Here is a 21,122-nt window from a genome sequence, read left to right as displayed (position 1 = left end):
GCGGCTCAGGGGTTTCGGCCCCGGCGCCCCGGCAGCCACAGCGACAACACCGTGGCGAGAACACCGAAACCGACCGCCCACCAGAACGCGATCCCGAACGCTGCCCCGACGTCCCCGTGGCGCCCGGCGACCGCGCGTTCGAGGACGACGGCGAGGACCGCGGTGCCGAACGAGCCGCCGAGTTGCTGCACGACCCGGGTCAGCACGCTCGCGTGCGCGATCCGCGCCGGATCGAGGCCCTCGTAGGCGACCGCCATCACCGGGATCATCACCGCGCTCAGCCCGAATCCACGCGCCACGAGCCAGAGCGCGAGCAGCCCGCCGCTGGTGTGGGCGTCGGCGTAGGCGAAGGGAATGGTCGAGAGGGTGACGATGACGAAACCGCCGACGGCGATGGGACGCGCGCCGATTCGATCGGTGAGCGATCCGGTCAGGCCGCGGCTGAGCAGGGTGCCGACACCCTGCGGAATGAGCAGCACCCCCGCGCCGAGCGCGTCCACGCCGCGCACCTGCTGATAGAACAGCGGCAGCAGGAGCACCGCGCCGTAGAGGGCGAACCCGGAACAGAACATGACCGCGCACGCCGAGGCCACCGAGCGCCGCGCGAACAGGCGGATGTCGACCAGCGGATCGGCGCGCCGCACGGCGTAGCCGGCGAAGGCCAGCACGAGAGCGGCGCCGACGAGGATCGGCGCGAGCGCGTCGGCGTGGCCGAAGCCGTTCTCCCGGCCCGCGGCCGACAGGCCCAGGATCAGCGCCACGATGCCGGGACCGAGCAGGACGAAGCCGATCATATCGAATGTCCCTGGGGCGGAGTCTGTTTCGTCTCGGGGCAGGAACAGCGCGGCGAGGATCAGCCCGGCCACGCAGAACGGCACATTGACCCAGAACATGAACCGCCACGACAGCTGGGTCAGGATCACCCCGCCCACGAGCGGGCCGAGGATCGGTCCGAGCAGGACGGGGAGCGTGATGACCGTGACGGTCCGGCCGAGCGCCTTGCCCCCGGCCGCTCGTATGACGAGCGTCGACATTACCGGCAGCATGAGCCCGCCCCCGGCGCCCTGCACGACGCGCCAGGCGATGAGCGATTCGGCGTTCCACGCCAGGCTCGCGCCGATCGAGCCGACCAGGAACAGGCCGAGCGAGAACAGCCACAACCGCTTGCCCCCGAAGCGGCGCAGCCCCCAGATGCTCAGTGGCACAACCAAAGCCAGCGCGAGCAGATAGCCCGTGGTGACCCATTGGATCGTGCCGACCGCGGTGCGCAGTTCGACGGTCAGTGTGCGCAGCGCGACGCCGACGATCGTGGTGTCGAAGACGACGGCGATGACACCGACGATCAGGATCAGGCCGGTCCGCAGGACCTTCGGATCGATCGTGGCGTCGTCGTGGGCGGTGATGGCCGATCAGGCGATCCGGCGTCGGCGACGCGGGCCGGAACTCGAGCGGGCGCTGCTGGACGCGGCGTGGGACGAACTCGTGGCGGCCGGTTATGCGGCCCTGACGATGGAAGCCGTTGCGGCGCGGGCGAAGACGGGCGTGGCGGTGCTGTATCGGCGCTGGGCGAACAAGGACGAACTGGTCCGGGCCGCGATCGAACATCAGGGCCGCACCCGCCCGGTCGGCGCGCCCGACACCGGCAACCTGCGCGGCGACCTGCTGGCCCTGATCGAGAGCGCCAACGCCGGGCGGGCCGGTTTCGCGGCGGTGGTGGGCGCGGCGCTGAACGGGCTGATGGCCGATACCGGGCTCACCCCGGCACAGTTGCGGGTGCAGTTGCTCGGCGATCGGCCGCTGTGGTCGGACGAGGTCTACCGGCGCGCCCACCAGCGCGGCGAACTGGACCTGGACCGCGTGCCGCCCGACGTGCTCGCCCTGCCGTTCGATCTGGTGCGGCACGATCTGCTCATGACGATGGAACCCCTTCCGCCCGAACGGATCACGGCCATCGTGGACGATATCTTCCTGCCCTTGGTGCGGGGCACGGGGTGAGGGGGGCGCTCAGTGGTCGGGGATGGGCCCGTCGTCGGGGCCGGAGGCGGCGGTGTCGGTGTATTCGGGCAGAAGCGGGGCCAACCCGAAGACGCCCGCGTCGGCGGGGAGGACCTCGACGGCTCGAATGTCGTTGTGCGTGGCCAACTCTCGGAGGCGGTCGAGGGGGCCGCGGACGACCAGGCCGACCGTGCAGGGGCAGCCGGAGCGGAGACGGTCCGCTACGACGGCGGTGATCCGGGCCGAGCGTTCGTCGGCGGGTGGGGTGGCGCTCAGCAGGCCGGCGGCGGCGCGGGCCGAGGCCACGGCGACCTCGTCTCCGGCGGGGACCGGTATGGTCACGAACGGGGTGGTGACGCGGTCGATCGGGACGTGGTGGACGACCTGGGAGACGCGTAAGCCGTTGGTGTGCTCGGGGATTCGGTCGGGGGCTAGGCCGGTGGTGAACGACACCAGGGCCCAGTGGTCGGCGGTGTCGGCGCCGTCGAGGGTGCGGTGCGCGCGGGCGAGGTAGTCCGCGACCGGCTCACCCGAAACGGGACCGAGCCGGTCGGTGGACACGACCGCGGGGCGGGGCGGGTACGCCCAGCCCAGGACCACGATCAGGACCGCGAAAAGCGCTGCGGCCGTTCCCCATACGGCCCAGCGGGCGCGCTCAGGCATGGCGCAGGACGTCGAGCGCGTGCGCCAGATCGGCCGGGTAGTCGCTGGTGATCTCGATCCAGCGGCCGTCGGCGGGATGCGCGAAGCCGAGCGTGTGCGCGTGCAGCCATTGGCGTTCCAGGCCCAGGCGTTCGGCCAGGCGCGGGTCCGCGCCGTAGGTCAGATCACCGCAGCAGGGGTGACGGATCGCCGAGAAGTGCACGCGGATCTGGTGGGTGCGGCCGGTTTCCAGGTGGATGTCGAGCAGGCTCGCCGCCTGGAACGCCTCGATCGTGTCGTAGTGGGTCACGCTCGGGCGGCCGTCGGCGGTGACGGCGAACTTCCAGTCGTTGCCGCGGGCGCGGCCGATCGGGGCGTCGATGGTGCCGCTCGACGGATCCGGATGTCCTTGCACGAGTGCGTGATACCGCTTGTCGACGGTGCGTTGTTTGAAGGCCCGCTTGAGCACGGTGTAGGCGTGCTCGGACTGGGCGACGACCATGACGCCGGAGGTGCCGACGTCCAGGCGGTGCACGATGCCCTGGCGTTCGTGCGCGCCGGAGGTGGAGATGCGGTAGCCCATGGCGGCCAGGCCGCCCACGACCGTCGGGCCGGTCCAGCCGACGCCGGTGTGCGCGGCCACGCCGACCGGCTTGTCCACGGCCACGATGTCGTCGTCGGCGTAGAGGATCTTCATGCCCTCCACCGGGGTGGCCTCGATGGTGAGTTCCCGCTTGGGTTCGGGGAATTCGACCTCGAGCCAGGCGCCGCCCGCGAGCCGATCCGATTTGTGCGCGGCCACGCCGTCGATCTGCACCGAACCCTCCTCGGCGAGCGCGGCGACCGCGGTCCGGGACAGGCCGAGCAGCCGGGACAGGCCGGCGTCCACCCGCATTCCGTCGAGCCCGTCCGGGACGGGCATGGCACGCGTCTCCCTCATGCGCCGCTCCCCGCCGGGGTCTCACCACCGGAACGCGTGCCGTCCGGCTCGAAGCCGAACACCGTCAGCGCCACGAGCAGGATCGCCCCGCACACGATCGCGGAGTCGGCGACATTGAACACGGGCCACCATTTGGTCACGGCGATGAAGTCCACCACATGACCCTGCAACGGCCCCGGCGCCCGGAACAAGCGATCCACCAGATTCCCCACCGCACCCCCCAACACCAGCCCCAGCCCCACGGCCCACCCCACCGACCGCAACGACCGCCCGATCCGGATCACCCCGACCACCACCGCCGCCGCGATCAAGGTCAACAGCCAGGTCATCCCGGTCGCCATCGAGAACGCCGCCCCGGGATTACGCACCAGCGTCAACCGCACGACGTCCCCGACGATCGAAATCGGCTCCCCCGGCGTCATATTCGCCACGACCAGAGCCTTGGTCCCCAGATCCACCGCGAAGATCACCCCCGCCACCACCAACAACGCGGGCAACCGCCGCGGCCGCACTGCGGTGGCCCCGCTCAGCGCGGGCGAAACCGCCTTGGCCTCATCGTCGTTCGACACGTGCCCCTCTTCGTCTCCATCCGCCGCGCGGCCCACCGCACTCGCCTGCGTATCCGATGCCCGGCCGTCCTCGGCGCCCGACACCTCGGCGTTGTCGGTGCCTTCTCCCACACCCGACCCGTGAGCCTTCTCGATGCCCGACGCTCCACCGACCGCGGCGCTCGATGCGCGGCCGTTTCGGGTGCCCGGCGCGTGAGCCTCATCGGTACCCGGGGCGCGGACCTTCTCGGTGTCCGACGCGTCACCGACCGCAGCGCTTGATGGGCGGCCGTTCTGGGTGCCCGAGGCGTCAGCCTCATCGGTGCCGGTGCGGACCTTCTCGGTTCCCGACGGGTGGGTCGCCTCGGGGGCCGAGGTGCGGATCTGCTCGGGGCCGGGGGTGCGGCCCTCCGCTGTCCCCGGGGTGTTCTCCGCCGGGGGGTGGGGCCCTTCGCTGTGCCCGGCGTGTTCTTCGCCGGGGGGTGGGTCGGTGGTCACAGGGGACATCATCCCTCATGGGGGTGGTGGGGCCGTCGGTCGGCGGGGCGGTGGGGGTGGGGTGGGTCGCGTCAAAGGTGATTTTCAGGAACCGGTCGTACCCTGTTCGGCGTGACGGTGTTGTCTTCTCGCCCCCGCTCGACGCTCGGGACGATCGTGCGCCCCGGCGGTGCGCGGTCCGCCCGGTCGGGGGTGGTGGTGATGGTGCTCGCGGTGGCGTTGTCGGCGCTCGGTGTCGGCTGCTCCGATCGGCCCGAGTCCACCGGCGACACCGATGTGGAGCCGTCGGGGCTGGGGCAGGAGGTGACCATGCCGATCGCGGCGGCCACCACCACCGTGCTGGATCCGGGGGCCGAACCGCGCTCGACGCTGCGGTCGGTGGTCGCGCCGGGCACCGCGCAGCAGGTCACCCTGCGCACCGACCACCACATCGAACAACAGCTCAACGAGCAAGCGGTGCGGGACTTCTCGCCGCCCTCGGTAACGATCCCGCTGACCGCCCGCGTCGACCAGGAGGGCGTGGACCTGACCCTGGGCACGGTCACCTCCCCGGATCCGACACTGGCCGAACAGCTGCTGTCCGCCGACGGCTCGCACGCGGGCTTCGACTTCGCCGAACCGGGTTCGGTGACAGCGCTGCGGTTGGCCCCCAAGCCCGCGACCCCCGACACCGCGCGGGCCGCGTTGGAGCAGGCGTTCTATCAGGCCGTCTACCAGTCGATCACGCTGCCCGAGGAACCCGTGGGCGAGGGCGCGGTGTGGACCGTGCGCCATCAGATCTCCGACGACGTCCAGCTCGACCAGGTCACCACGGCCACCCTCACCCGGCGCGAGGGCGACCTGCTCACCATCGACCTCGATATCACCCAGACCCCCAAATCGAAGGTCTGGAACATGCCCAACAACGCGGGCGCCCTCGACATCATCGACTACGCCATGCACGGCACCGGCACCATTCAGGTGGATCTCGGTCTGCCGCTGCCGGTTTCGGGCACGGTCACCCTCGGCGGCCACAAGTCCTACCGCGACCCGCGCAGCGCGGTCCTGCTGCGCCAGAACCTGAGCACACAGGTCCGATGGGGCGACTGACGCGCACCGGGTGGCTGCTGCTCGCCGCCGCGGTCGCCGCCGCCGGATGCGGTACGGCACAAGACGATTCGCTGCCCGGCTTCGGCCCCCAGGTCACCGCGAAACCCGCCGCCACCGCACCGGCCACCGATTCCGCGGCCCTGCGCGCCCGCCTGCTGACCGCCGCGGATCTGCCGCCCGGCTTCTCCGAACTCGAGGACGGCGGACCGGGCAACGGCGCGCAACAGCCCGTCGACCGCTCCCGCACCGACCCCGCCGCGTGCGCCAAGGTCCTGTCCCCGATCGCCGACCAACACACCGGGGCGAGCGCCCGAGCCGAGGCCCACTATTCGTCGGCGGATTTCACCAGCGTCGACGTCGACGCCGCGAGTTACCCGGGAGACGGTGCCGCGCAAGCGTTCTCGGCGGTGCAGACGCTGATCCGCCAGTGCGGCAAGTACTCCGGAACCGACGCCGACGGCACCGAGGTCTCCTACCGCGCGGGCGGCCTCGACCAGCCCTCCGCCGGGGACGCCTCCGCGTCGTTCCAGATCCGCACGACCAGCTCCGGGATGACGTTGTACTCCGGGGCCACGATCGCCGTCGTGGGCGGGACGGTCGTCCAGATCGCCCGCACGTCCACCGCGCCGGTCGATACGGCCGCGCTGCGTGGTCTGACCATGACGCAGGTCATGCGGTTGCAGGGCGTGGCCGGGCCCTGAATTAAATCGGATGCGTCGGGACGTTTCCCGCTGCTACGGTCTCCGATCATGTGGTTCTTGTTGTTCTCCTGAGCGCTCTGAGCGCGTAACCCGGTGCCCGTCTCGGCCCGGGGTTGAGATCCTTTGCCGCCCCGCGGTATTCCCACATGTCTTCAGGAGGTCCACATGCCCGCACCCGATCGCTCACCATCCGAAGATCCCACCCCCTCCCGCCGCGAACGTCGCCGCAAGAAGGGTTCGCCCGAGCCCACGACCCAGGTGAAGTTCGCCGGTCACGCCCGAGTCGCCGTCCCCGCCCGGCGAGACGCCAAGTTCCGGCGCAAGTGACGAGGGTCCTCGTCGTCCGGCCCTGGGGGGCCGGACGACGAGGAACATGAGGGGGCAGTGCCCGACGGCCGAAAGGGCGGCCAGGCGAGCAACAAACGGCGAGGCCGAGCACCCACGGCAAAGCACCACAAGGCACACCCCCCAGGTACACGAACCCAGCCGCACCCTTTATTCGGATCCGCACCCGTTGTAGAGCCCTGCAAGGGGTGCGTTTTCGGATAAAGGGTGCGGCTGGGTTGCCTTACTGCCAGGTGGTGTTTATGGGGCCTGGGGTCCAGAGGCCGGGGTGGGGGTGGCGGGTGACTGTGGGGGTGGCGGGGACGGCTTGGGGGGCGATGGGGGTGAGGTGTTGGAGTTCGCCCCAGTCCTGGTCCCAGTCGTGGTCGAGGTAGGTGGCGAGGGTTTGGGAGTGGAGGAGTTGTTGGCTCCAGCCGAGGGGGCCGCCGCCGTCGTGGCTTTCCCAGAGGTTGGTGTCGTGGGCGCCGACTCGGTCGGGGAGGAGGCGCCATTCGGGAGTTTGGGCTATGCCGTCGTGGTGGTCGAAGGGGCGTTGGCAGGGGAATTGGAGTCCGACGGCCCAGTCGAGGAGGACGGGGGTTTGCGAGCCGACGAGGTCCTGGAGGGTTCGGGTGCGGGGGACGCGGGGTGGGGTGAGGGCCAGCCATTGGGTGGGGTCCAGGCTGCGGGCGCTGGCGACGATCCGGATGACGTCGGCGTCGGCGGGGATCCGGTCCATCGGGACGCGCAGATTCCGCCACGAGGGAGCGGGGCCGATATCGAGCGGCGTGACACGGCCCAGCGGCCGCGCCGTCGTCGCGGAATCGCTTGTGCCGTACTCGATCTCGACCGACTGACCGGGCGTCACGACCCCGTCCTTGTCCACCGAGCGAATCCGCCCGGCCGCCGCCACGGCCACCAGACCACCACGATCGGCGCCCGTGGGCAGGCGGTACCACCCCGTGGTCAGATCGGCCGTACCGGGATGACCGGCCGTCCCCAACTCCGGCGTGGTCGCCGAGTCCAGCCCGAAAGGCAAAGGGGCCCCGCCGGTTTCGGTGCCGCTGTCACCGCCGGGCTTGTTGTCGAACGCGCCCGCGATACTGCTGCCGTTGCTCGGCTCCCCGTCGGGCGTGAGATCCCCGACGCCGCCGCGCACGAAACCGTCGGCGTTCGCCCCGAACGCCGCGAACGCGTCCCCGCTCAACGGCGTCAGCAGCGACGCGTTCGGATCCGTCTCCACCAGCACCTCGTTCGCCAGCCCGCACGACTCCCCCAGCACCGCAGCCACATTCGACTTCGCCAACGAGAACGCCGGATACTGCGACACCGCGCCCTTGGCGAACGAGGCGACCTCGAACACCACCAGCAGCGCCGCCGCCACCGTCAACGGCGGAATCGACGCCAGCCGCCACGCGCGCGGCGAGATCCGGTGCGGTGTACCGGGTTCCGGCGCGCGCACATGCCACCAGCCCGCGAGCAGCAGGAACACCAGCGCCGCCGCCAGGAACACCAGATAGAACCCGAACCCGTGGAACGAGGGCGCCTTGTCGTGCCAGGGCACCCCGAAACTGGAGATCCACCACCACTCGTTGACGCTGGTGAAGATCTGCGCCAGCGCCAGCGACACCACCGCCGCGAACAACGCCCGGTTGCGCGGCGACCGCATCACCCGCGGCCCCACGGCGACCGCGGTCAACACCGCCACCGCGCCCGCCAGCCCGGCGTAGATGCCGTTGTGATGGGTGAACTTCGTCGGCGTGATCGCCATGAAAAGCATTGCCCCGAACGTGATTCCGAGCAGCCGCTTGGCCGGGCCGGACGCCGTGAACGGAATCCGCCCGCCCTTGCGCAGCAGCACGAACACGCACACCAGCAGCCCGATCCACATGGCCACCATCGCGAACCGGCGCGCGATCGACCCGTCCGCGGTGGGCATGAACAGCCACTGATAGGCCAGATAGTCGTTGTACCAGGGGTCGGCCGGACCGACGGCCTGATGCACCCGGTACATCTCGAACGTCGCCGACAGCGGTTCGACCCCGAACATCGCCACCAGCATCACCGCCCCGGCGGCGAGCAGCGGCGTCACCATCGCGCCGTAGCCCACGATCCGCGAACCCCGCTGTCCCGCAAGGGTTTCCGCCCGCGCGACCCCGGTCCGCACCGCCGTGCGCATCCCCGCGATCAGCGGCGCGAGACAGATGTAGGCCGAGGGCGCCGCCGTGAAGCTGAACGCCGCCACCACGATCGCCAGCCCGTAGGGCAGCAGCCGCCGCGTCGCGATCGACCGTTCCACCAGCACCCAGGCGAGCAGCACGCAGACGGCGACCACCGGTTCGGGCCGCAACCCGTTGTTGTACGGCAGCCACACCGCCAGGAACCCCAGCGCCCCCGTCCACACCGCGACCCGATCGTGGCGCACCGCCACCCCGAGCCGCGGGATCACCTCGCGGCTGAGGATCAGCCAGGTCAGCACCCCCGCCAGCAGGGTCGGCAACCGCACCCATGGACTCGCGGGGCTGATCTCGGCCATCCGCGCGATCACGTCGTACGGCGGTGTGCCGACCGGGGTTTCGGGCACGCCGAAGAACCGGAAGTAGTTCGCCATGTACCCCGACACCAGCGAGGTCCGCGCCATCCCGAACTGATAGCCGTCGTCGGAGGTGGTGGACCCGATGAAATGCCACACCACCAGCGTCGCGAACACGACCGCGTCGACCACCCCGAAGGTGCGCCAGCGCAAGGGAATCCAGCGCCTCAGCCGCCGCCCGTCGAGCGCGTCCAGCCGGTGCAGCGCGACCAACGCGAGCAGCGTGCACACCACCGCCAGCACGCTCGCCACCCGCTTGAGCGGCGTCGGCGTCACCGAGAACCGGCTGTCCACCTGCGCGGTCACCCGCGTCCCGGCCGCGGTCGGCAGATCGCTGAAGAAGCCCACCAGCTGCGGCCGGTGATCGCCTTGCAGCGCAACGGCATTCACACCGGGACCGGTGACCGAGGTCGCGGAGATATCGGAGTGCACGGTGACGGCCCCGGCGGCGAGGACGTCCAGCGGCACCTCGGCGAGCGCCTGATTGCGCAGGACCAGCTCGAGCCGGGCGGGCTTGTCGTCCCCCGCGGGCCGCACCCGCGCGACGAAACCGTAGTGCTCCAGATCCGGCGCGCCCTCGGGCAGCGTCGAGGTGACGATCCCGCCGCGCTCGGCCAGCTGCGCGGCGGCCGCGCCGGGAATCGTGGCGTCGAAGGTCAACGGGGCGTAGGACACCAGCGGCGCGGTGATCGATCGCGGCGAATCCTGTTGCGGCCAGGACACGGTCGTGTGGTCGACGGCGACCGGCAGCAGCGGCACCGCGACGGCGCACAACACGGCGAGCAATCCGGCCACGAACGCCACCGGCGCGGCCCAGCCCCGACGTCGTCCGGTGGTCGCGGGTAGGTCGCCGGGTGCGGAATCCTCATCCGCTCGCACCATCGTGTCCGTCACGGAGGCAGATGCTAGCGCGACCGATTCGGCGGAAGCGAAGTCGTCCGACGATTCTCAGCCTCCGCTTAAAGTCGCCGCGCCGGGCCATGACACGCCGACGGCCGGTATCCGCGTGGGGATACCGGCCGTGGGCGCGAGCGGGATACCGCCGTGAGCGGGAGCGGAATACCGGCCGTGGGGGAACCGAATACTACGTGCAGGCGGGCGAGGTCTGGCCCAGGTTCTGCAACCCGGCGCAGGCCCAGCTCTTCTGGAGCTTCCACTTGCCGTCCTGCGCGACGAACGGGACGTCGGCCTCGGTGGGGGCGCCGCCGTTGACCGAGAAGTTGACCTTGGCGGTCAGCTGGTCGAGCAGCTGCTTGACGTCGGTCACCTCGATCTTGGCGTTGTTCTGCTGGTAGGCGGTGACCAGCTTCTGGATCATCTGCGGATCCTTGGTCAGCGCCTGCTGGCCGTCCTCGAGGTACTCGACCTTCTGGGAGTCGGGCACGTTCGGGTCCAGCGTCTGCTGCAGCAGGGTGTTCAGCTCCGAGACCGACGGCACCGGCGGGACATTGGCCGAGGCCGTGCCCGACGCCTGGCTCGTGGTCGTCTTGGTGGACTTGCCGTCGGAGTTCTTGTCACCGCTGCCACAGGCCGACATGCCGAGCGCAGCCACGACGGCCACGGTGGCGACCGCGATGCGTCCAGTCATCTGAAGCTTCAATGCTCGTCCTTTGCATTCGATTTGGTCTGGTTCCGTTCACGCGAGCGCCACCACCACACCGGCAGCGCTGCACGAGTGGCCTCACGCTACCCGCCGAAATTCAACGAAGACTAAGGAGCGGGTCGGCCGGGGACAGATCGACGTCGTCGGCGGCAAAGGTATACGCCGGACCCGGTCCTGTCGAGCGCGTCTCGAATCGGATTGTGACGCGGCCGTGTCCGCTGCCCTGCACCCAGCCGTGACCGTGCTCGCGATGGGAGACATCACGACCCGGGTACCAGAATTCGGTGGTGTAGGAGCGGGTCGCGGGCGGCACCGGCTGCGGGCCCGGGGCCGCGGCCGGGGTGGCGACGGCCAAAGTCGGTTCGGGAGCGACGAATTCGTCGAGCGCGGCGAGCGGACCCGCGCTGTGCTCGGCGCGGCCGGGCGCGCGGCGGGCGGCGATGTCCTGGTCGAGTTCGGGGAACAGCGACTCCTGGCGCACGGTGGACAATCCGCCGAAACCGACCCCCACCAAGCGAATCGGGCCCAGCTCCTGGGGATCGATGGCCGAGCGCAGCGCCGCGGCGGTGAGCGTGGCGAGATTCTCGGTGGCGTAGGGCAGCGTGAACGAGCGCGTCACGATGCTCATATCGGCCTTCTTCAGTTTCAGCACGACCGTGCGGGCGGCCCGGCCGTCGTGGGTCAGGCGCCGGTGCGCGGCCGCGGCCATCGCCTCGATCGCGGGCCGCAGCTGAGCCAGGGTGAGAATGTCGCTCTCGTAGGTGGTTTCGGCGCTTATCTGCTTGGCCTCGGCGCGTTCGGCCACCGGCCGGTCGTCGATGCCGCGGGCCAGCCGGTGCAGCGCCGCGCCGACGCTGCCGCCCAGCAGCGACACCGCCTCGGCCTCGGGCAGCGCCGCGAACGCGCCGACGGTCTCGATGCCCACCGACCGCAGCCGACCCTCGGCCACCGGGCCGATCCCCCACAGCTTGCGCACCGGCAGCGCGGCCAGCAACTCCCGCTGCTCGGCGGGCGAAACCACCCGCACGCCATCGGGTTTCGCCAGGCCGGAGGCGATCTTGGCGAGCTGTTTGCCGGTGCCCGCGCCGACCGACGCGACCAGGCCGGTGCGCTCGCGCACCAGCGCCCGCAGCTCCTCACAGAAGCGCAGCACGGATTCGGCGGTGGCCCCGGCCAATTCGGCGGGCTCGCCGAACGCCTCGTCGAACGACAGCGTCTCCAGCACCGGGATGCGCGAGCGCAACGTCTCGAACACCTGCCCGCTGACCTCGCCGTAGACCACCCCGCGCGGCGGCACCACCACGGCCGTCACCCCCACCAGCCGCCGGGCCATGTGCATGGGCATAGCCGACCGGGCCCCGAACACGCGGGCCTCGTAACTGGCCCCGGCCACCACCGCCCGCGCGCCGGTGCCGCCGACCAGCACCGGTCGCCCGCGCAGCGTCGGCCGGGTCAGCTGCTCGACCGAGGCGAAGAAGGCGTCCATATCGATGTGCAGCACCCACCGGCGCGCCGAGGCCCGGCGACCCGCTGGGAAATTGCTGCTGAATTCCTGACCGTCGGCGCGCGCGCGAGGCCGCGCCGCGCTACCCTCCCCCACCCCGCCGAATGCCTCACGACCAGGCCAGAACCGTGGCGTAGCCGAGACGTGGTCGGGGTTCATGACCCGAAATCTACGCTCGCCTACCGACAGATCCGTGCGGGTGAGTATGTGATGATCGGTCACATGACTATCCGCAAGGCCGTGATCCCCGCCGCTGGTATCGGTTCTCGCCTGCTGCCGCTGACCAAGGCCATCCCCAAGGAGATGCTGCCGGTCGGCGACAAGCCCGTCATCGAGCACACCGTGCGCGAGCTGGTGGCCTCGGGTATCACCGACATCACGATCGTGGTCAGTGCCGGAAAGTCGCTCATCCAGGACCATTTCCGGCCGAATCCGGCCCTGGCCGCGCAGCTGCGCGCCGACGGCAAGACCGCCTACGCCGACGCCGTGGAGGAGGTCGGCGAACTCGGCCGCCTCGGCCACATCACCTACCTCGACCAGCACGGCCCGTACGGCAACGGCACCCCGGTGCTCAACGCCGCGCGCAACCTGGGCGACGAGCCGATGCTGGTGCTGTGGCCCGACGACGTGTTCGTCGCCGATGTGCCGCGCGCGCAGCAGCTCATCGACGCCTACAACAAGACCAAGGCCCCGGTGCTGGCGCTGATGCCGATGGATCCGGCCGACTCCAAGCGCTACGGCGTGCCGGTGGTCCGCGAGACCCTCGAGGACGGCCTGCTGCGCATCGGCGGCCTGCGGGAGAAGCCCAAGCCGGAGGACGCGCCCTCGGCCTACGCCGCGATCGGCGGTTACGTGGTCACCCCCGGCATCATCGACGAACTGCGCAAGCAGGTCGCCGACTGGTACACCCACCGCACCGGCGAGGTGTACCTGACCGACGCGATCAACGCCTTCGCCGATTCGAACGCCGTCTACGGCCAGGTGATCAGCGGCCGCTGGTACGACACCGGCAACCCGGCCGACTACCTGACGGCCCAATTCGCCTCGGCCCTGGCCCATCCCGAGTACGGGCCCTTGTTGCGCGACATGGTGGCGAATCAGGAGAAGTCGGGGGCGCTCTAAGCGTCCGGCGCGTTGTAGCGGACCAGATACTCCGCGAGTCGGGCGATATCGCGGTCGTCCCAGTCGCGGAAGCGTTCGGTGAAGGCTCGGGCGCGGGCGCGTTCGGCCTCGCGGGAGACGCATCGGCCCTCGGGCGTCGCGCGCAGGATGTGGTTGCGGCGGTTGGCGGGATCGACCTCGCGGGTCAGGTAGCCCTGCTGTTCGAGGGCGGCGACCTGGCGGCTCACCGTGGACTTGTCCAGCAGGAAGTGCTCGGCCAACTCCGCCGCCAGACAGCCGTCGCGATCGATGACCAGATCGAGAATGCTGGCCGCGACCAGCGTCAATTCCGGATGCAACTCGGCCGCCCGGCCCCGGGCGCGGCGCGCGAAGGCGGTCAGCTCGCGCTGGATGGTCTGGATCGCCGCGTTCCGCGCGCTGGGGGTCATAGTTGCATAGTACAACGATGGAGCGGTACAGTACGGAGGTCGTCATAGTTGTATTTACCAACCATTGGAGTGGTCGCATGGTCTCCCGTCAGCTCCGGCACGTCGCCGTTCACCTGCTGACTCCGCTGCTGATGTGCCTGGGCATGGGGCTGGCGTATCTGGGGGCGTTCCACCAGCCCGAGCCGAATCACCTGAAGGTGGCCGTGGTCGGCGAGACGCCGCAGGTGAAGGTGCTGGCGCAGACCCTGAAGGACGACGCGGGCGACGCCCTCGAGGTCGTCACCGTGCCCGACCGGAACGCCGCGGTGTCCCAGCTGCGCGACCGCGCGCTCGCCGGAGCCTACGTCCCCGACGCCGCGCGACCGGAAGTGCTTGTCGCCGAGGCGAATTCGGACACCACGGCCATGGCGGTGCGCAGCGTCTTCGGCCGCGTCGCCGACACCCAGCACCTACCGATGACGACCACCGACGTCGCCGCCACCTCCCCCGGCGATCCGACCGGACAGGGGCTGTTCTTCCTGCTGGTGGCGCTGAGCATCGGCTCCTACGGCAGCGTCGCGGCGATCGGCGCGGCGGGGGCCGGGCTGAGCGCGGCGCTGCGGGCGCTGATCGGGATCGCGACCGCGCTGGCGGTGAGCGTCATCGGAATCGTGTTGGCGGGACCGGTGTTCGGGATCGTCGACCACGACTACGCGCAGATCTGGGCGATGGGCTGGCTGTATTCGGCGGGCATCCTGCTGATCGGGATCGGCGCGCACACCTTCCTGACGCGCTGGACCACCCTGGCCATGATGGTGCTGTTCGTGATGCTCAACTTCACCACCTCCGGTGGGGTGTACCGGCCGGAGTTGCAGAACGGCTTCTTCGGTGCGCTGCACGGCTTCTGGAACGGCGCGGGATTCGTCGAGGGCGCGCGCAGCCTGCTGTATTTCGACGGCGGGGCCGGATTCGGCGGCCGGATGGCGAGCCTGGCGCTGTGGCTCGCGGCCGGGGTGGCGCTGGTGGTGATCGCCGGTTCGGCCGAACGTCGCCGGGCCGCACGGGTTTCCGCGACGGTACACGCGCGACGCTCGGCCGAGGAGGAGATGGAGGAGGCCGTCGGCGTCTGACCCGGTTCAGAAGAACCGGCGGATGGCGTAGATGTGGAACTCGCTCAACGGCGTGAGCACCACGCCGACGCCCACGTCGTAGGCGTTGAGCAGCAGACCCCCGCCCGCGTAGATGCCCTCGTGCGACCCGTCGTCGTTCACGATGACCACGTCGCCGGGCATGAGCGCGAAGAACGGCACCGCGCTGCCCGCCCGCGCCTGCTCCCAGGTGGTGCGCGGCAGCAGGATGCCGACGGAGCGAAACGCCCACTGCACCAGGCCGGAACAGTCGTACGCGTACGGTCCCACCCCACCCCATTCGTACGGTTTGCCGGTCTGCGAGGTCGCCACGCTGAGCGCGGCCATCGCGCGCGGACTCGCCATCGGGATGTTCGCCAGCCCGTCCGCGCTCAGCGAGGACGATCCCGATCCGGAACCGGACGCGCTCCCGCTGGCACTACCGCTGATCAGATCCACATCGGCCGCCGCGGGGGCGGCCCAGATCGCGACGGCCAAGGCCGCCAGGAGACCGGCCCGTAGTGGCCGGACGCCGCTGCCGTGCAGTGTTGTCGCCATTCACTCGCCCTCCGGTCGGCGTACACCACCGCGACGGACCGGGCCCGGACACTGCTCTCACACTCGACCGGGCGAAGCCTGCCTGGTGGTGCGGATGGAACCTCAACTTGACAGTGATAGTTGCCGAGCATAACTGCCGAGCGGAACGAAGTGCGCGAAATGACGAAAAGGCTCACCGTGCCCGGCGAACGCGGGTGGCGTCACTGTTGGGTGTCCGCGCCCGCCGGGCATCGGTTCGCGTTCCCGTGGTAGAGCGACCACGGGAAGTCCGAGACAGTGGTGGCCCGGCTATCCCCTCATTCGAAAGCCGGACTCGGGGTGGGCCCCGTCACTGTCACGAGAGTTACCGTACCACAAATCTGCCGCTGAACAACGGTACGTTGAACAACGGGCCGATTTTCTATCGACCGGGGACGGCCGACCGCAGGAAGAACATCAGATTCGCCGGGCGCTCGGCCAGCCGCCGGACGAAGTAGCCGTACCACTGGTCGCCGAACGGCACATACACCCGCAGGTGCTGGCCGAGCCGCACCAGCCGGTCCTGTTCGGCGGGCCGGATGCCGTAGAGCATCTGGAATTCGAAGTCCTCGCGTCCGCGCGGCGTCGCGGTGGCCAGCAGGGCGGCGGCCTCGATCATGGCCGGATCGTGCGTGGCGACCATCGGATACCCGTTGCCGCGCATAAGGATTCGCAGGCAGCGCAGATAGGAGTCGTCCACCTCGCGCTTGCGGCGGAAGGCCACCGATTCGGGTTCGTCGTAGGCGCCCTTGCACAACCGGATCCGCGCGCCCGCGGCGGCGAAGTCGCGGCAGTCGTCCTCGGTGCGGCGCAGGTACGCCTGGAGTACGGTGCCGACGGTGTCGGGGTGGTCGCGGCGCAGCTCGCGCACGATGGCGTGGGTGGAGTCGGTGGTGGTGTGGTCCTCGGCGTCGATGGTGACCCACACCCGGGCGGTGGCGGCGGCCTCGACGATCTTGCGGGCGTTGTGCAGGGCGATGGTGTGCCCGTCGCCGGGCAGCGCCTGGCCCAGCGCCGACAGTTTCACCGAGACCTCCAGCGGGCGGGCCAGATCCGAGTCGTCACCGGACAAGGCGCCCAGCGCCGCGACGAGATCGAGGTATTCGTCCACCACACGCTGGGCGCGGTCCGGGTCGAGGGTGTCCTCGCCGAGGTAGTCGATGGTCACGAAGCGGTTGCGCGCCAACAGCTCTCGCGTGGTGTCCAGCACCGCCGCGCGGGTCTCGCCCGCCACGAAGCGGTCGACGATGCGGCGGGTGACGGGCAGTCCGGTCAGGCCGCGTTCGATGCGCGGGGATCGGGCGGCGGCCAGCAGGGCGGGGCGCAGCGGGTTGTTACTCATCGGGACCGCCCTCCTGATGCGGGTACTCGTGGCGGGTGGCCGGGACGAAGGTCTCCTTGATCGAGCGCGGGGAGGTCCAGCGCAGCAGGTTCAGCGCGGAACCGGCCTTGTCGTTGGTGCCCGAGGCGCGCGACCCGCCGAACGGCTGCTGGCCCACCACCGCGCCGGTCGGCTTGTCGTTGACGTAGAAGTTGCCCGCCGCGAAACGCAGTGCGGCACCGGCCTTCTCGACGGCGGTCCGGTCGGTTGCGAACACCGCGCCGGTGAGGCCGTACGCGGCGCCGGAGTCCACCAGGCGCAGCACCTCCTCGAAGGCGTGCGGGCGGGTGTCGTCGTAGACGTGCAGCGACAGGATCGGGCCGAAGTACTCGGTGCGGAACGCCTCGTCGGTGGGGTCGTCGCCGACCAGCAGGGTGGGGCTGACGAACCAGCCGACCGCGTCGTCGTAGCCGCCGCCGGTGGCCACGGTCAGGCTGTCGGTGGCCTTGGCCCGTTCGATGGCGGCGACATTGCGGTCGAAGGCGCGCCGATCGATCACGGCCCCACCGAAATTCGTGAAATCGGTGACGTCGCCGTAGCGCAGCGAGCCGATCCGGTCGATCAGCTCGTCCCCGATCCGCGACCACAGCGACCGCGGCACGAACGCGCGGGACGCGGCCGAGCACTTCTGGCCCTGGTACTCGTAGGCGCCGCGGATGAGCGCGGTGACCAGCGCCTCGGGGTCGGCCGAGGGGTGCGCGAGCACGAAGTCCTTGCCGCCGGTCTCCCCGACCAGCCGCGGATAGGTGCGGTAGCGATCGATGTGCTGGCCGACCTCGCGCCACAGGTGCTGGAAGGTGCGGGTGGAGCCGGTGAAGTGGATGCCCGCCAGGCGCGGATCGGTCAGCAGCACGTCGGAGACCTCGGGGCCGTGGCCGTGCACGAGGTTGATCACGCCCGGGGGCAGTCCGGCGGCCTCGAGCAGCCGCATGGTGTGGTACGCGGCGACGGCCTGGGTGGGCGAGGGCTTCCACACGACGGTGTCGCCCATGAGAGCCGGTGCGGTGGGCAGGTTTCCGGCGATGGCGCTGAAGTTGAACGGGGTGATCGCGTAGACGAAACCCTCGAGCGGTCGGTAGTCGGTGCGGTTCCACACCCCGGGGCTCGAATTCGGTTGCTGGGCCAGCAGTTGCCGGGCGAAGTGCACATTGAAGCGCCAGAAGTCGACCAGTTCGCAGGGCGCGTCGATCTCGGCCTGATACGGCGATTTGGATTGGCCGAGCATGGTCGCGGCGGCGATGGTCTCGCGCCACGGTCCGGCGAGCAGGTCGGCGGCGCGCAGGAAGACCGCGGCGCGTTCGTCGAAAGGCAATGCGCGCCAGACGGTTCCGGCTCTCACCGCGGCATCCACGGCGTCCTGCGCGTCACTCGGTTCGGCCACGCGGAAGGCGCCCAGCACGGCGGCGTGGCGGTGCGGCTGCACCACCTCCACCCGGGCGCCGGTGCCGGGTCGGTGCTCGCCGTCGATGACGTGGCGGATCTCGGTGGGGTGGTCCGCCAGCTCGCGCAGCGCGGCCCGCAGGCGGGCGCGTTCGGGGGTGCCGGGGGCGTAGGAGTGGACCGGCTCGTTCGCCGGGGCGGGAACGGAGGTTATCGCGTCCATGGCTCGAATACACTCCATCCGGGCGCGCAGACCCTTGTCCCAGCGGCCGAATTGCCAGCCGGATTTTCGTCCGATTGAATGAAGAGTGTGAAGCAGTTCATACCGCTGTCCGAGCTGGTGTCGGCGCTGACCAGCGCGGTCGTCACGCTGCTGGACGCCCCGGCGGGCGAGGACGTGACCGTGGACTCGGTGGCGTTCATGGACGTGGACGATCTGCACATGGACATGCCGCCGGGGCGGGCGCTGCCGGAGGTGTACCTCCAGGTCGGTGTGGCCGACGAGGACGCCACGCGGTGGCTGTGCGATCTCGCGCGGCGGTGTCCGGCCGCGCATCGGCCGCGGGTGGTGTTCTCCAAGGGCGCGTCGGCGCCGCTGCGGGCGGCGGCGCAGGAGGCGGGGATCGCGGTGGTCGCGGTGCATCCGCACGCGCGGTGGGAGATGGTGCACTCGCTCATCGGCCGGATCATCGGGGAGGGGGCCGGGCCGCGGGCGCTGGAGTCGATGCCGCGGCCGGACACCGACCTGTTCGGGCTGGCGCAGTCGGTGGCCGAGTCCACGCGGGGGCTGGTGAGCATCGAGGACGATCAGTCGCGGCTGCTGGCGTATTCGGCCGACAGCACAGCGTCGGCGGATGTGGTGCGGCGGGCCTCGGTGCTGGGGCGGCAGGGTCCGGCGGGCTATCTGCACTGGTTGCAGCGCGAGGGGGTGTTCGATCGGCTGCGCAATACCGGTGAGGCCGTGGAGGTTTCGGCGCAACCGGAGTTCGAGACGCGGCGGCGGGTGGCCATCGGGATCCGCGAGCCCGGCCGGCGCGGCGGGGCGGGGCGCACCTGGCTCGGCACGATCTGGGTGCAGGAGGGCACCGAACCGCTCGACGCCGACAGCGCGCGGGTGCTGCGCGGCGCGGCGGCCATCGCGGCGCGGGTGATCTGGCGGACCCGGCACGCGCCGACCTCGGACGCGCTGCTGATCCAGCGACTGTTCGGCGAGCACGGCGGCGAGGTGGACATCCCGATCTTCGCCGAGACCTTCGCGGTGCCCGCCGACGGCCGCGCGGCGGTGATCGGCTTCGCCCGGCACGCCGCCGACGCACCGGACGAGGACGTCCTGCATCGCGGCACGGTCGCACTTCGATTGCACGCCAGCGCGTTTCGGCAGGACTGCCTGACGACGCGGCTGGGCGACCGGATGTATGTGCTGTTCCCCGACCATCATTCGGCGGATCGGGTGGCGTCGTGGACCCGGCAGGTCATCGGTCAACTGGCCGAACGGTCCGGGTTGGACCTGCGCGCCGCCATCGCCGCCCCCGTCGACGGCCTGGCAGACGTCGCCCGCGCCCGCGCCGAGGTGGACCGCGTCCTCGACCGCACCGCCACCCTCCCCGACGCCGAACGGGTCACCACCCTGGCGAGCTCCCGCACGACGGTCCTGCTCGCCGAGATCCTCACCCTGGTGAGCGAACACCCCGAACTCCGCGACCCCCGCCTGACCACCCTGCTCGACTACGACACCCGCTACTCCGCCGACCTGTGCCGCAGCCTCGAGGTCTACCTCACCCGCCGCGGTGACGTCCGCACGGCGGCAACGGATTTGCGCATTCATCCGAATACACTGCGCTACCGCATCCGGCGGGCGACGCAGTTGATGGGGATCGATCTGGACAACGCGGCGGATCGGTTGTTGCTGGAGATCGAGTTGGCGGTGTTGCGTCAGGGGTGATCGAAACGGACGCCGCGGCGGATCATGTCGATGATCAGGGCGGCGATGTTCCAGGCGTCGTCGCCGCCGCGGTGGTGGGTGCCCTCGAGCGGGATCTGTCGCAGGCGAAGGGCTCCGGCCATGCCGAAACGTTGTGTGGTGCCCAGGGAATCGGAGAACTCCGCCTTGGCGTTGATGTGGTGCGGACCGAACGGATACTCGACTCCCGTTGCCGCGCATTGGCTTTCGAACTGTTTGCGATCGTAGGCACCCCAGCTCGCCCACACCCGGCCCGTCGAATCCTGTTCCCTCCGTAGCCATTCGCAGGCCGCGGCGAAACCGACGCCGCCGTCGACCTGGTCCTGGGTCAGGGTGGTGAGTCGGGTACAGAACTCGCTCACCGTCGAGTGTTCCGGCCGCACCAGGACACTGTGCTTGTCCACCCGCTCCAGCGTCGTCAGATCGATGACGCACAGGCCGATTTCGATGATCTCGCTGGTTTGGTCCTTCGGCTGCTTGCCCTGCCAGCAGGTGGCCTCGACGTCTATGACGTTGAGGTAGTGGGTGGTCATGGGGGTGACATTAGAGGTGGATGGGGTGGGGGGCTATCGAATTATGTTGCGGGTCCTCGTATCCGGCGCTGGGGCGCCGGATACGAGGAACATGGGAGGGGGCCGGGCCGTTGAGGACGGGGGTGCTTCCGGAGGCACTACCCCCTGGCCCTCCGCCGCCCGCTCCCCGTCTTCCTCGTCCGCCCCTCCCCCTGTTCCT

Annotated in this window: 19 protein-coding genes; 7 read left to right on the top strand and 12 right to left on the bottom strand. The window is 70.4% G+C overall.

Annotation, left to right across the window (positions count from 1 at the left end; translation table 11 throughout):
• Positions 1-5 precede the first annotated feature (5 nt).
• On the bottom strand, positions 6-1,349 hold the full coding sequence (locus ACFYTQ_RS17205; RefSeq protein ID WP_387362294.1) for an MDR family MFS transporter: 1,344 nt from the start codon (positions 1,347-1,349) through the stop codon (positions 6-8).
• On the opposite strand from ACFYTQ_RS17205, the gene ACFYTQ_RS17200 reads away from it, so the two are divergent.
• A complete protein-coding gene (locus ACFYTQ_RS17200) occupies positions 1,234-1,995 on the top strand; it encodes a TetR/AcrR family transcriptional regulator (RefSeq protein WP_387361696.1) in 762 nt (253 codons plus the stop codon). The genes ACFYTQ_RS17205 and ACFYTQ_RS17200 overlap by 116 nt on opposite strands.
• Positions 1,996-2,004: 9 nt before the next feature.
• Here ACFYTQ_RS17200 and ACFYTQ_RS17195 read toward each other — a convergent pair whose 3' ends face one another.
• The 3 genes from ACFYTQ_RS17195 to lspA are packed head-to-tail and all read right to left on the bottom strand — an operon-like array spanning position 2,005 to position 4,107.
• Positions 2,005-2,658 carry a hypothetical protein gene (locus tag ACFYTQ_RS17195; RefSeq protein ID WP_387361694.1) on the bottom strand — a complete coding sequence of 218 codons (654 nt, stop codon included), beginning with the start codon at positions 2,656-2,658 and terminating at the stop codon, positions 2,005-2,007.
• Complete coding sequence (locus tag ACFYTQ_RS17190; protein WP_387361692.1) at positions 2,651-3,577, bottom strand: RluA family pseudouridine synthase; 927 nt, start codon at positions 3,575-3,577, stop codon at positions 2,651-2,653. The genes ACFYTQ_RS17195 and ACFYTQ_RS17190 overlap by 8 nt, the downstream gene beginning before the upstream one ends.
• Positions 3,574-4,107, bottom strand: coding sequence for a signal peptidase II (lspA, locus tag ACFYTQ_RS17185; RefSeq protein ID WP_387362292.1), 534 nt, complete (start codon positions 4,105-4,107; stop codon positions 3,574-3,576). Before lspA ends, ACFYTQ_RS17190 begins: the two co-directional genes overlap by 4 nt.
• A gap of 627 nt (positions 4,108-4,734) precedes the next feature.
• On the opposite strand from lspA, the gene ACFYTQ_RS17180 reads away from it, so the two are divergent.
• From ACFYTQ_RS17180 to ACFYTQ_RS17170, 3 genes are all read left to right on the top strand, one after another.
• Positions 4,735-5,712: a hypothetical protein gene (locus ACFYTQ_RS17180; RefSeq protein WP_387361690.1), complete on the top strand. Its 978-nt coding sequence runs from the start codon at positions 4,735-4,737 to the stop codon at positions 5,710-5,712.
• On the top strand, positions 5,700-6,413 hold the full coding sequence (locus ACFYTQ_RS17175; RefSeq protein WP_387361688.1) for a hypothetical protein: 714 nt from the start codon (positions 5,700-5,702) through the stop codon (positions 6,411-6,413). The genes ACFYTQ_RS17180 and ACFYTQ_RS17175 overlap by 13 nt, the downstream gene beginning before the upstream one ends.
• 165 nt (positions 6,414-6,578) lie before the next feature.
• Positions 6,579-6,740 carry a hypothetical protein gene (locus ACFYTQ_RS17170; RefSeq protein ID WP_387361686.1) on the top strand — a complete coding sequence of 54 codons (162 nt, stop codon included), beginning with the start codon at positions 6,579-6,581 and terminating at the stop codon, positions 6,738-6,740.
• Between the two features lie 241 nt (positions 6,741-6,981).
• Here ACFYTQ_RS17170 and ACFYTQ_RS17165 read toward each other — a convergent pair whose 3' ends face one another.
• The 3 genes from ACFYTQ_RS17165 to ACFYTQ_RS17155 all read right to left on the bottom strand — a co-directional run bounded on the left by ACFYTQ_RS17165 (position 6,982) and on the right by ACFYTQ_RS17155 (position 12,419).
• Positions 6,982-10,212, bottom strand: coding sequence for an arabinosyltransferase domain-containing protein (locus tag ACFYTQ_RS17165; RefSeq protein ID WP_387362290.1), 3,231 nt, complete (start codon positions 10,210-10,212; stop codon positions 6,982-6,984).
• A gap of 202 nt (positions 10,213-10,414) precedes the next feature.
• The gene (locus ACFYTQ_RS17160) at positions 10,415-10,918 is read right to left on the bottom strand and encodes a hypothetical protein (protein WP_387361684.1); all 504 of its coding nucleotides are present in this window, start codon (positions 10,916-10,918) and stop codon (positions 10,415-10,417) included.
• 112 nt (positions 10,919-11,030) lie between these two features.
• On the bottom strand, positions 11,031-12,419 hold the full coding sequence (locus ACFYTQ_RS17155) for a DNA polymerase IV (RefSeq protein ID WP_387362288.1): 1,389 nt from the start codon (positions 12,417-12,419) through the stop codon (positions 11,031-11,033).
• 240 nt (positions 12,420-12,659) lie between these two features.
• Between ACFYTQ_RS17155 and ACFYTQ_RS17150 the strand changes: the two genes are divergently transcribed.
• A complete protein-coding gene (locus ACFYTQ_RS17150) occupies positions 12,660-13,559 on the top strand; it encodes a UTP--glucose-1-phosphate uridylyltransferase (RefSeq protein WP_387361682.1) in 900 nt (299 codons plus the stop codon).
• On the opposite strand, the gene ACFYTQ_RS17145 is transcribed toward ACFYTQ_RS17150, so the two are convergent.
• Positions 13,556-13,987, bottom strand: a complete 432-nt coding sequence (locus tag ACFYTQ_RS17145) for a MarR family winged helix-turn-helix transcriptional regulator (RefSeq protein ID WP_387361680.1) — start codon at positions 13,985-13,987, stop codon at positions 13,556-13,558. The genes ACFYTQ_RS17150 and ACFYTQ_RS17145 overlap by 4 nt on opposite strands.
• A gap of 77 nt (positions 13,988-14,064) precedes the next feature.
• Here ACFYTQ_RS17145 and ACFYTQ_RS17140 point away from each other — a divergent pair, with 77 nt between their 5' ends.
• Positions 14,065-15,096, top strand: coding sequence for a hypothetical protein (locus ACFYTQ_RS17140; protein WP_387361678.1), 1,032 nt, complete (start codon positions 14,065-14,067; stop codon positions 15,094-15,096).
• 6 nt (positions 15,097-15,102) lie between these two features.
• On the opposite strand, the gene ACFYTQ_RS17135 is transcribed toward ACFYTQ_RS17140, so the two are convergent.
• From ACFYTQ_RS17135 to pruA, 3 genes are all read right to left on the bottom strand, one after another.
• Positions 15,103-15,651, bottom strand: coding sequence for a C40 family peptidase (locus ACFYTQ_RS17135; RefSeq protein ID WP_387361676.1), 549 nt, complete (start codon positions 15,649-15,651; stop codon positions 15,103-15,105).
• 400 nt (positions 15,652-16,051) lie between these two features.
• Complete coding sequence (locus ACFYTQ_RS17130) at positions 16,052-17,011, bottom strand: proline dehydrogenase family protein (RefSeq protein WP_387361674.1); 960 nt, start codon at positions 17,009-17,011, stop codon at positions 16,052-16,054.
• Entirely contained in the window at positions 17,004-18,653 is a 1,650-nt protein-coding gene (pruA, locus tag ACFYTQ_RS17125; RefSeq protein WP_387361672.1) for an L-glutamate gamma-semialdehyde dehydrogenase, read from the bottom strand. The genes ACFYTQ_RS17130 and pruA overlap by 8 nt, the downstream gene beginning before the upstream one ends.
• A gap of 87 nt (positions 18,654-18,740) precedes the next feature.
• Here pruA and ACFYTQ_RS17120 point away from each other — a divergent pair, with 87 nt between their 5' ends.
• On the top strand, positions 18,741-20,372 hold the full coding sequence (locus ACFYTQ_RS17120) for a PucR family transcriptional regulator (protein ID WP_387361670.1): 1,632 nt from the start codon (positions 18,741-18,743) through the stop codon (positions 20,370-20,372).
• Here the strand turns inward: ACFYTQ_RS17120 and ACFYTQ_RS17115 are convergent.
• Positions 20,363-20,923: an exonuclease domain-containing protein gene (locus ACFYTQ_RS17115; protein ID WP_387361668.1), complete on the bottom strand. Its 561-nt coding sequence runs from the start codon at positions 20,921-20,923 to the stop codon at positions 20,363-20,365. The two genes, ACFYTQ_RS17120 and ACFYTQ_RS17115, sit on opposite strands and share 10 nt — an antisense overlap.
• Positions 20,924-21,122: the final 199 nt, after the last annotated feature.

Origin of the sequence: Nocardia sp. NPDC004068 (genome assembly GCF_042874315.1) — a bacterium.
Lineage (GTDB): Bacteria > Actinomycetota > Actinomycetes > Mycobacteriales > Mycobacteriaceae > Nocardia.
This window is presented reverse-complemented; position numbering and strand designations above follow the sequence as displayed.

What these genes read in the sequence shown, in the direction of transcription:
- ACFYTQ_RS17155 (WP_387362288.1), bottom strand. Translation starts at nt 12,419, where the DNA reads ATGGACGCCTTCTTCGCCTCGGTCGAGCAGCTGACCCGGCCGACGCTG.
- ACFYTQ_RS17145 (WP_387361680.1), bottom strand. Translation starts at nt 13,987, where the DNA reads ATGACCCCCAGCGCGCGGAACGCGGCGATCCAGACCATCCAGCGCGAG.
- ACFYTQ_RS17190 (WP_387361692.1), bottom strand. Translation starts at nt 3,577, where the DNA reads ATGAGGGAGACGCGTGCCATGCCCGTCCCGGACGGGCTCGACGGAATG.
- pruA (WP_387361672.1), bottom strand. Translation starts at nt 18,653, where the DNA reads ATGGACGCGATAACCTCCGTTCCCGCCCCGGCGAACGAGCCGGTCCAC.
- ACFYTQ_RS17160 (WP_387361684.1), bottom strand. Translation starts at nt 10,918, where the DNA reads ATGACTGGACGCATCGCGGTCGCCACCGTGGCCGTCGTGGCTGCGCTC.
- ACFYTQ_RS17175 (WP_387361688.1), top strand. Translation starts at nt 5,700, where the DNA reads ATGGGGCGACTGACGCGCACCGGGTGGCTGCTGCTCGCCGCCGCGGTC.
- ACFYTQ_RS17130 (WP_387361674.1), bottom strand. Translation starts at nt 17,011, where the DNA reads ATGAGTAACAACCCGCTGCGCCCCGCCCTGCTGGCCGCCGCCCGATCC.
- ACFYTQ_RS17165 (WP_387362290.1), bottom strand. Translation starts at nt 10,212, where the DNA reads ATGGTGCGAGCGGATGAGGATTCCGCACCCGGCGACCTACCCGCGACC.
- ACFYTQ_RS17135 (WP_387361676.1), bottom strand. Translation starts at nt 15,651, where the DNA reads ATGGCGACAACACTGCACGGCAGCGGCGTCCGGCCACTACGGGCCGGT.
- ACFYTQ_RS17150 (WP_387361682.1), top strand. Translation starts at nt 12,660, where the DNA reads ATGACTATCCGCAAGGCCGTGATCCCCGCCGCTGGTATCGGTTCTCGC.
- ACFYTQ_RS17115 (WP_387361668.1), bottom strand. Translation starts at nt 20,923, where the DNA reads ATGACCACCCACTACCTCAACGTCATAGACGTCGAGGCCACCTGCTGG.
- ACFYTQ_RS17140 (WP_387361678.1), top strand. Translation starts at nt 14,065, where the DNA reads ATGGTCTCCCGTCAGCTCCGGCACGTCGCCGTTCACCTGCTGACTCCG.
- ACFYTQ_RS17195 (WP_387361694.1), bottom strand. Translation starts at nt 2,658, where the DNA reads ATGCCTGAGCGCGCCCGCTGGGCCGTATGGGGAACGGCCGCAGCGCTT.
- ACFYTQ_RS17170 (WP_387361686.1), top strand. Translation starts at nt 6,579, where the DNA reads ATGCCCGCACCCGATCGCTCACCATCCGAAGATCCCACCCCCTCCCGC.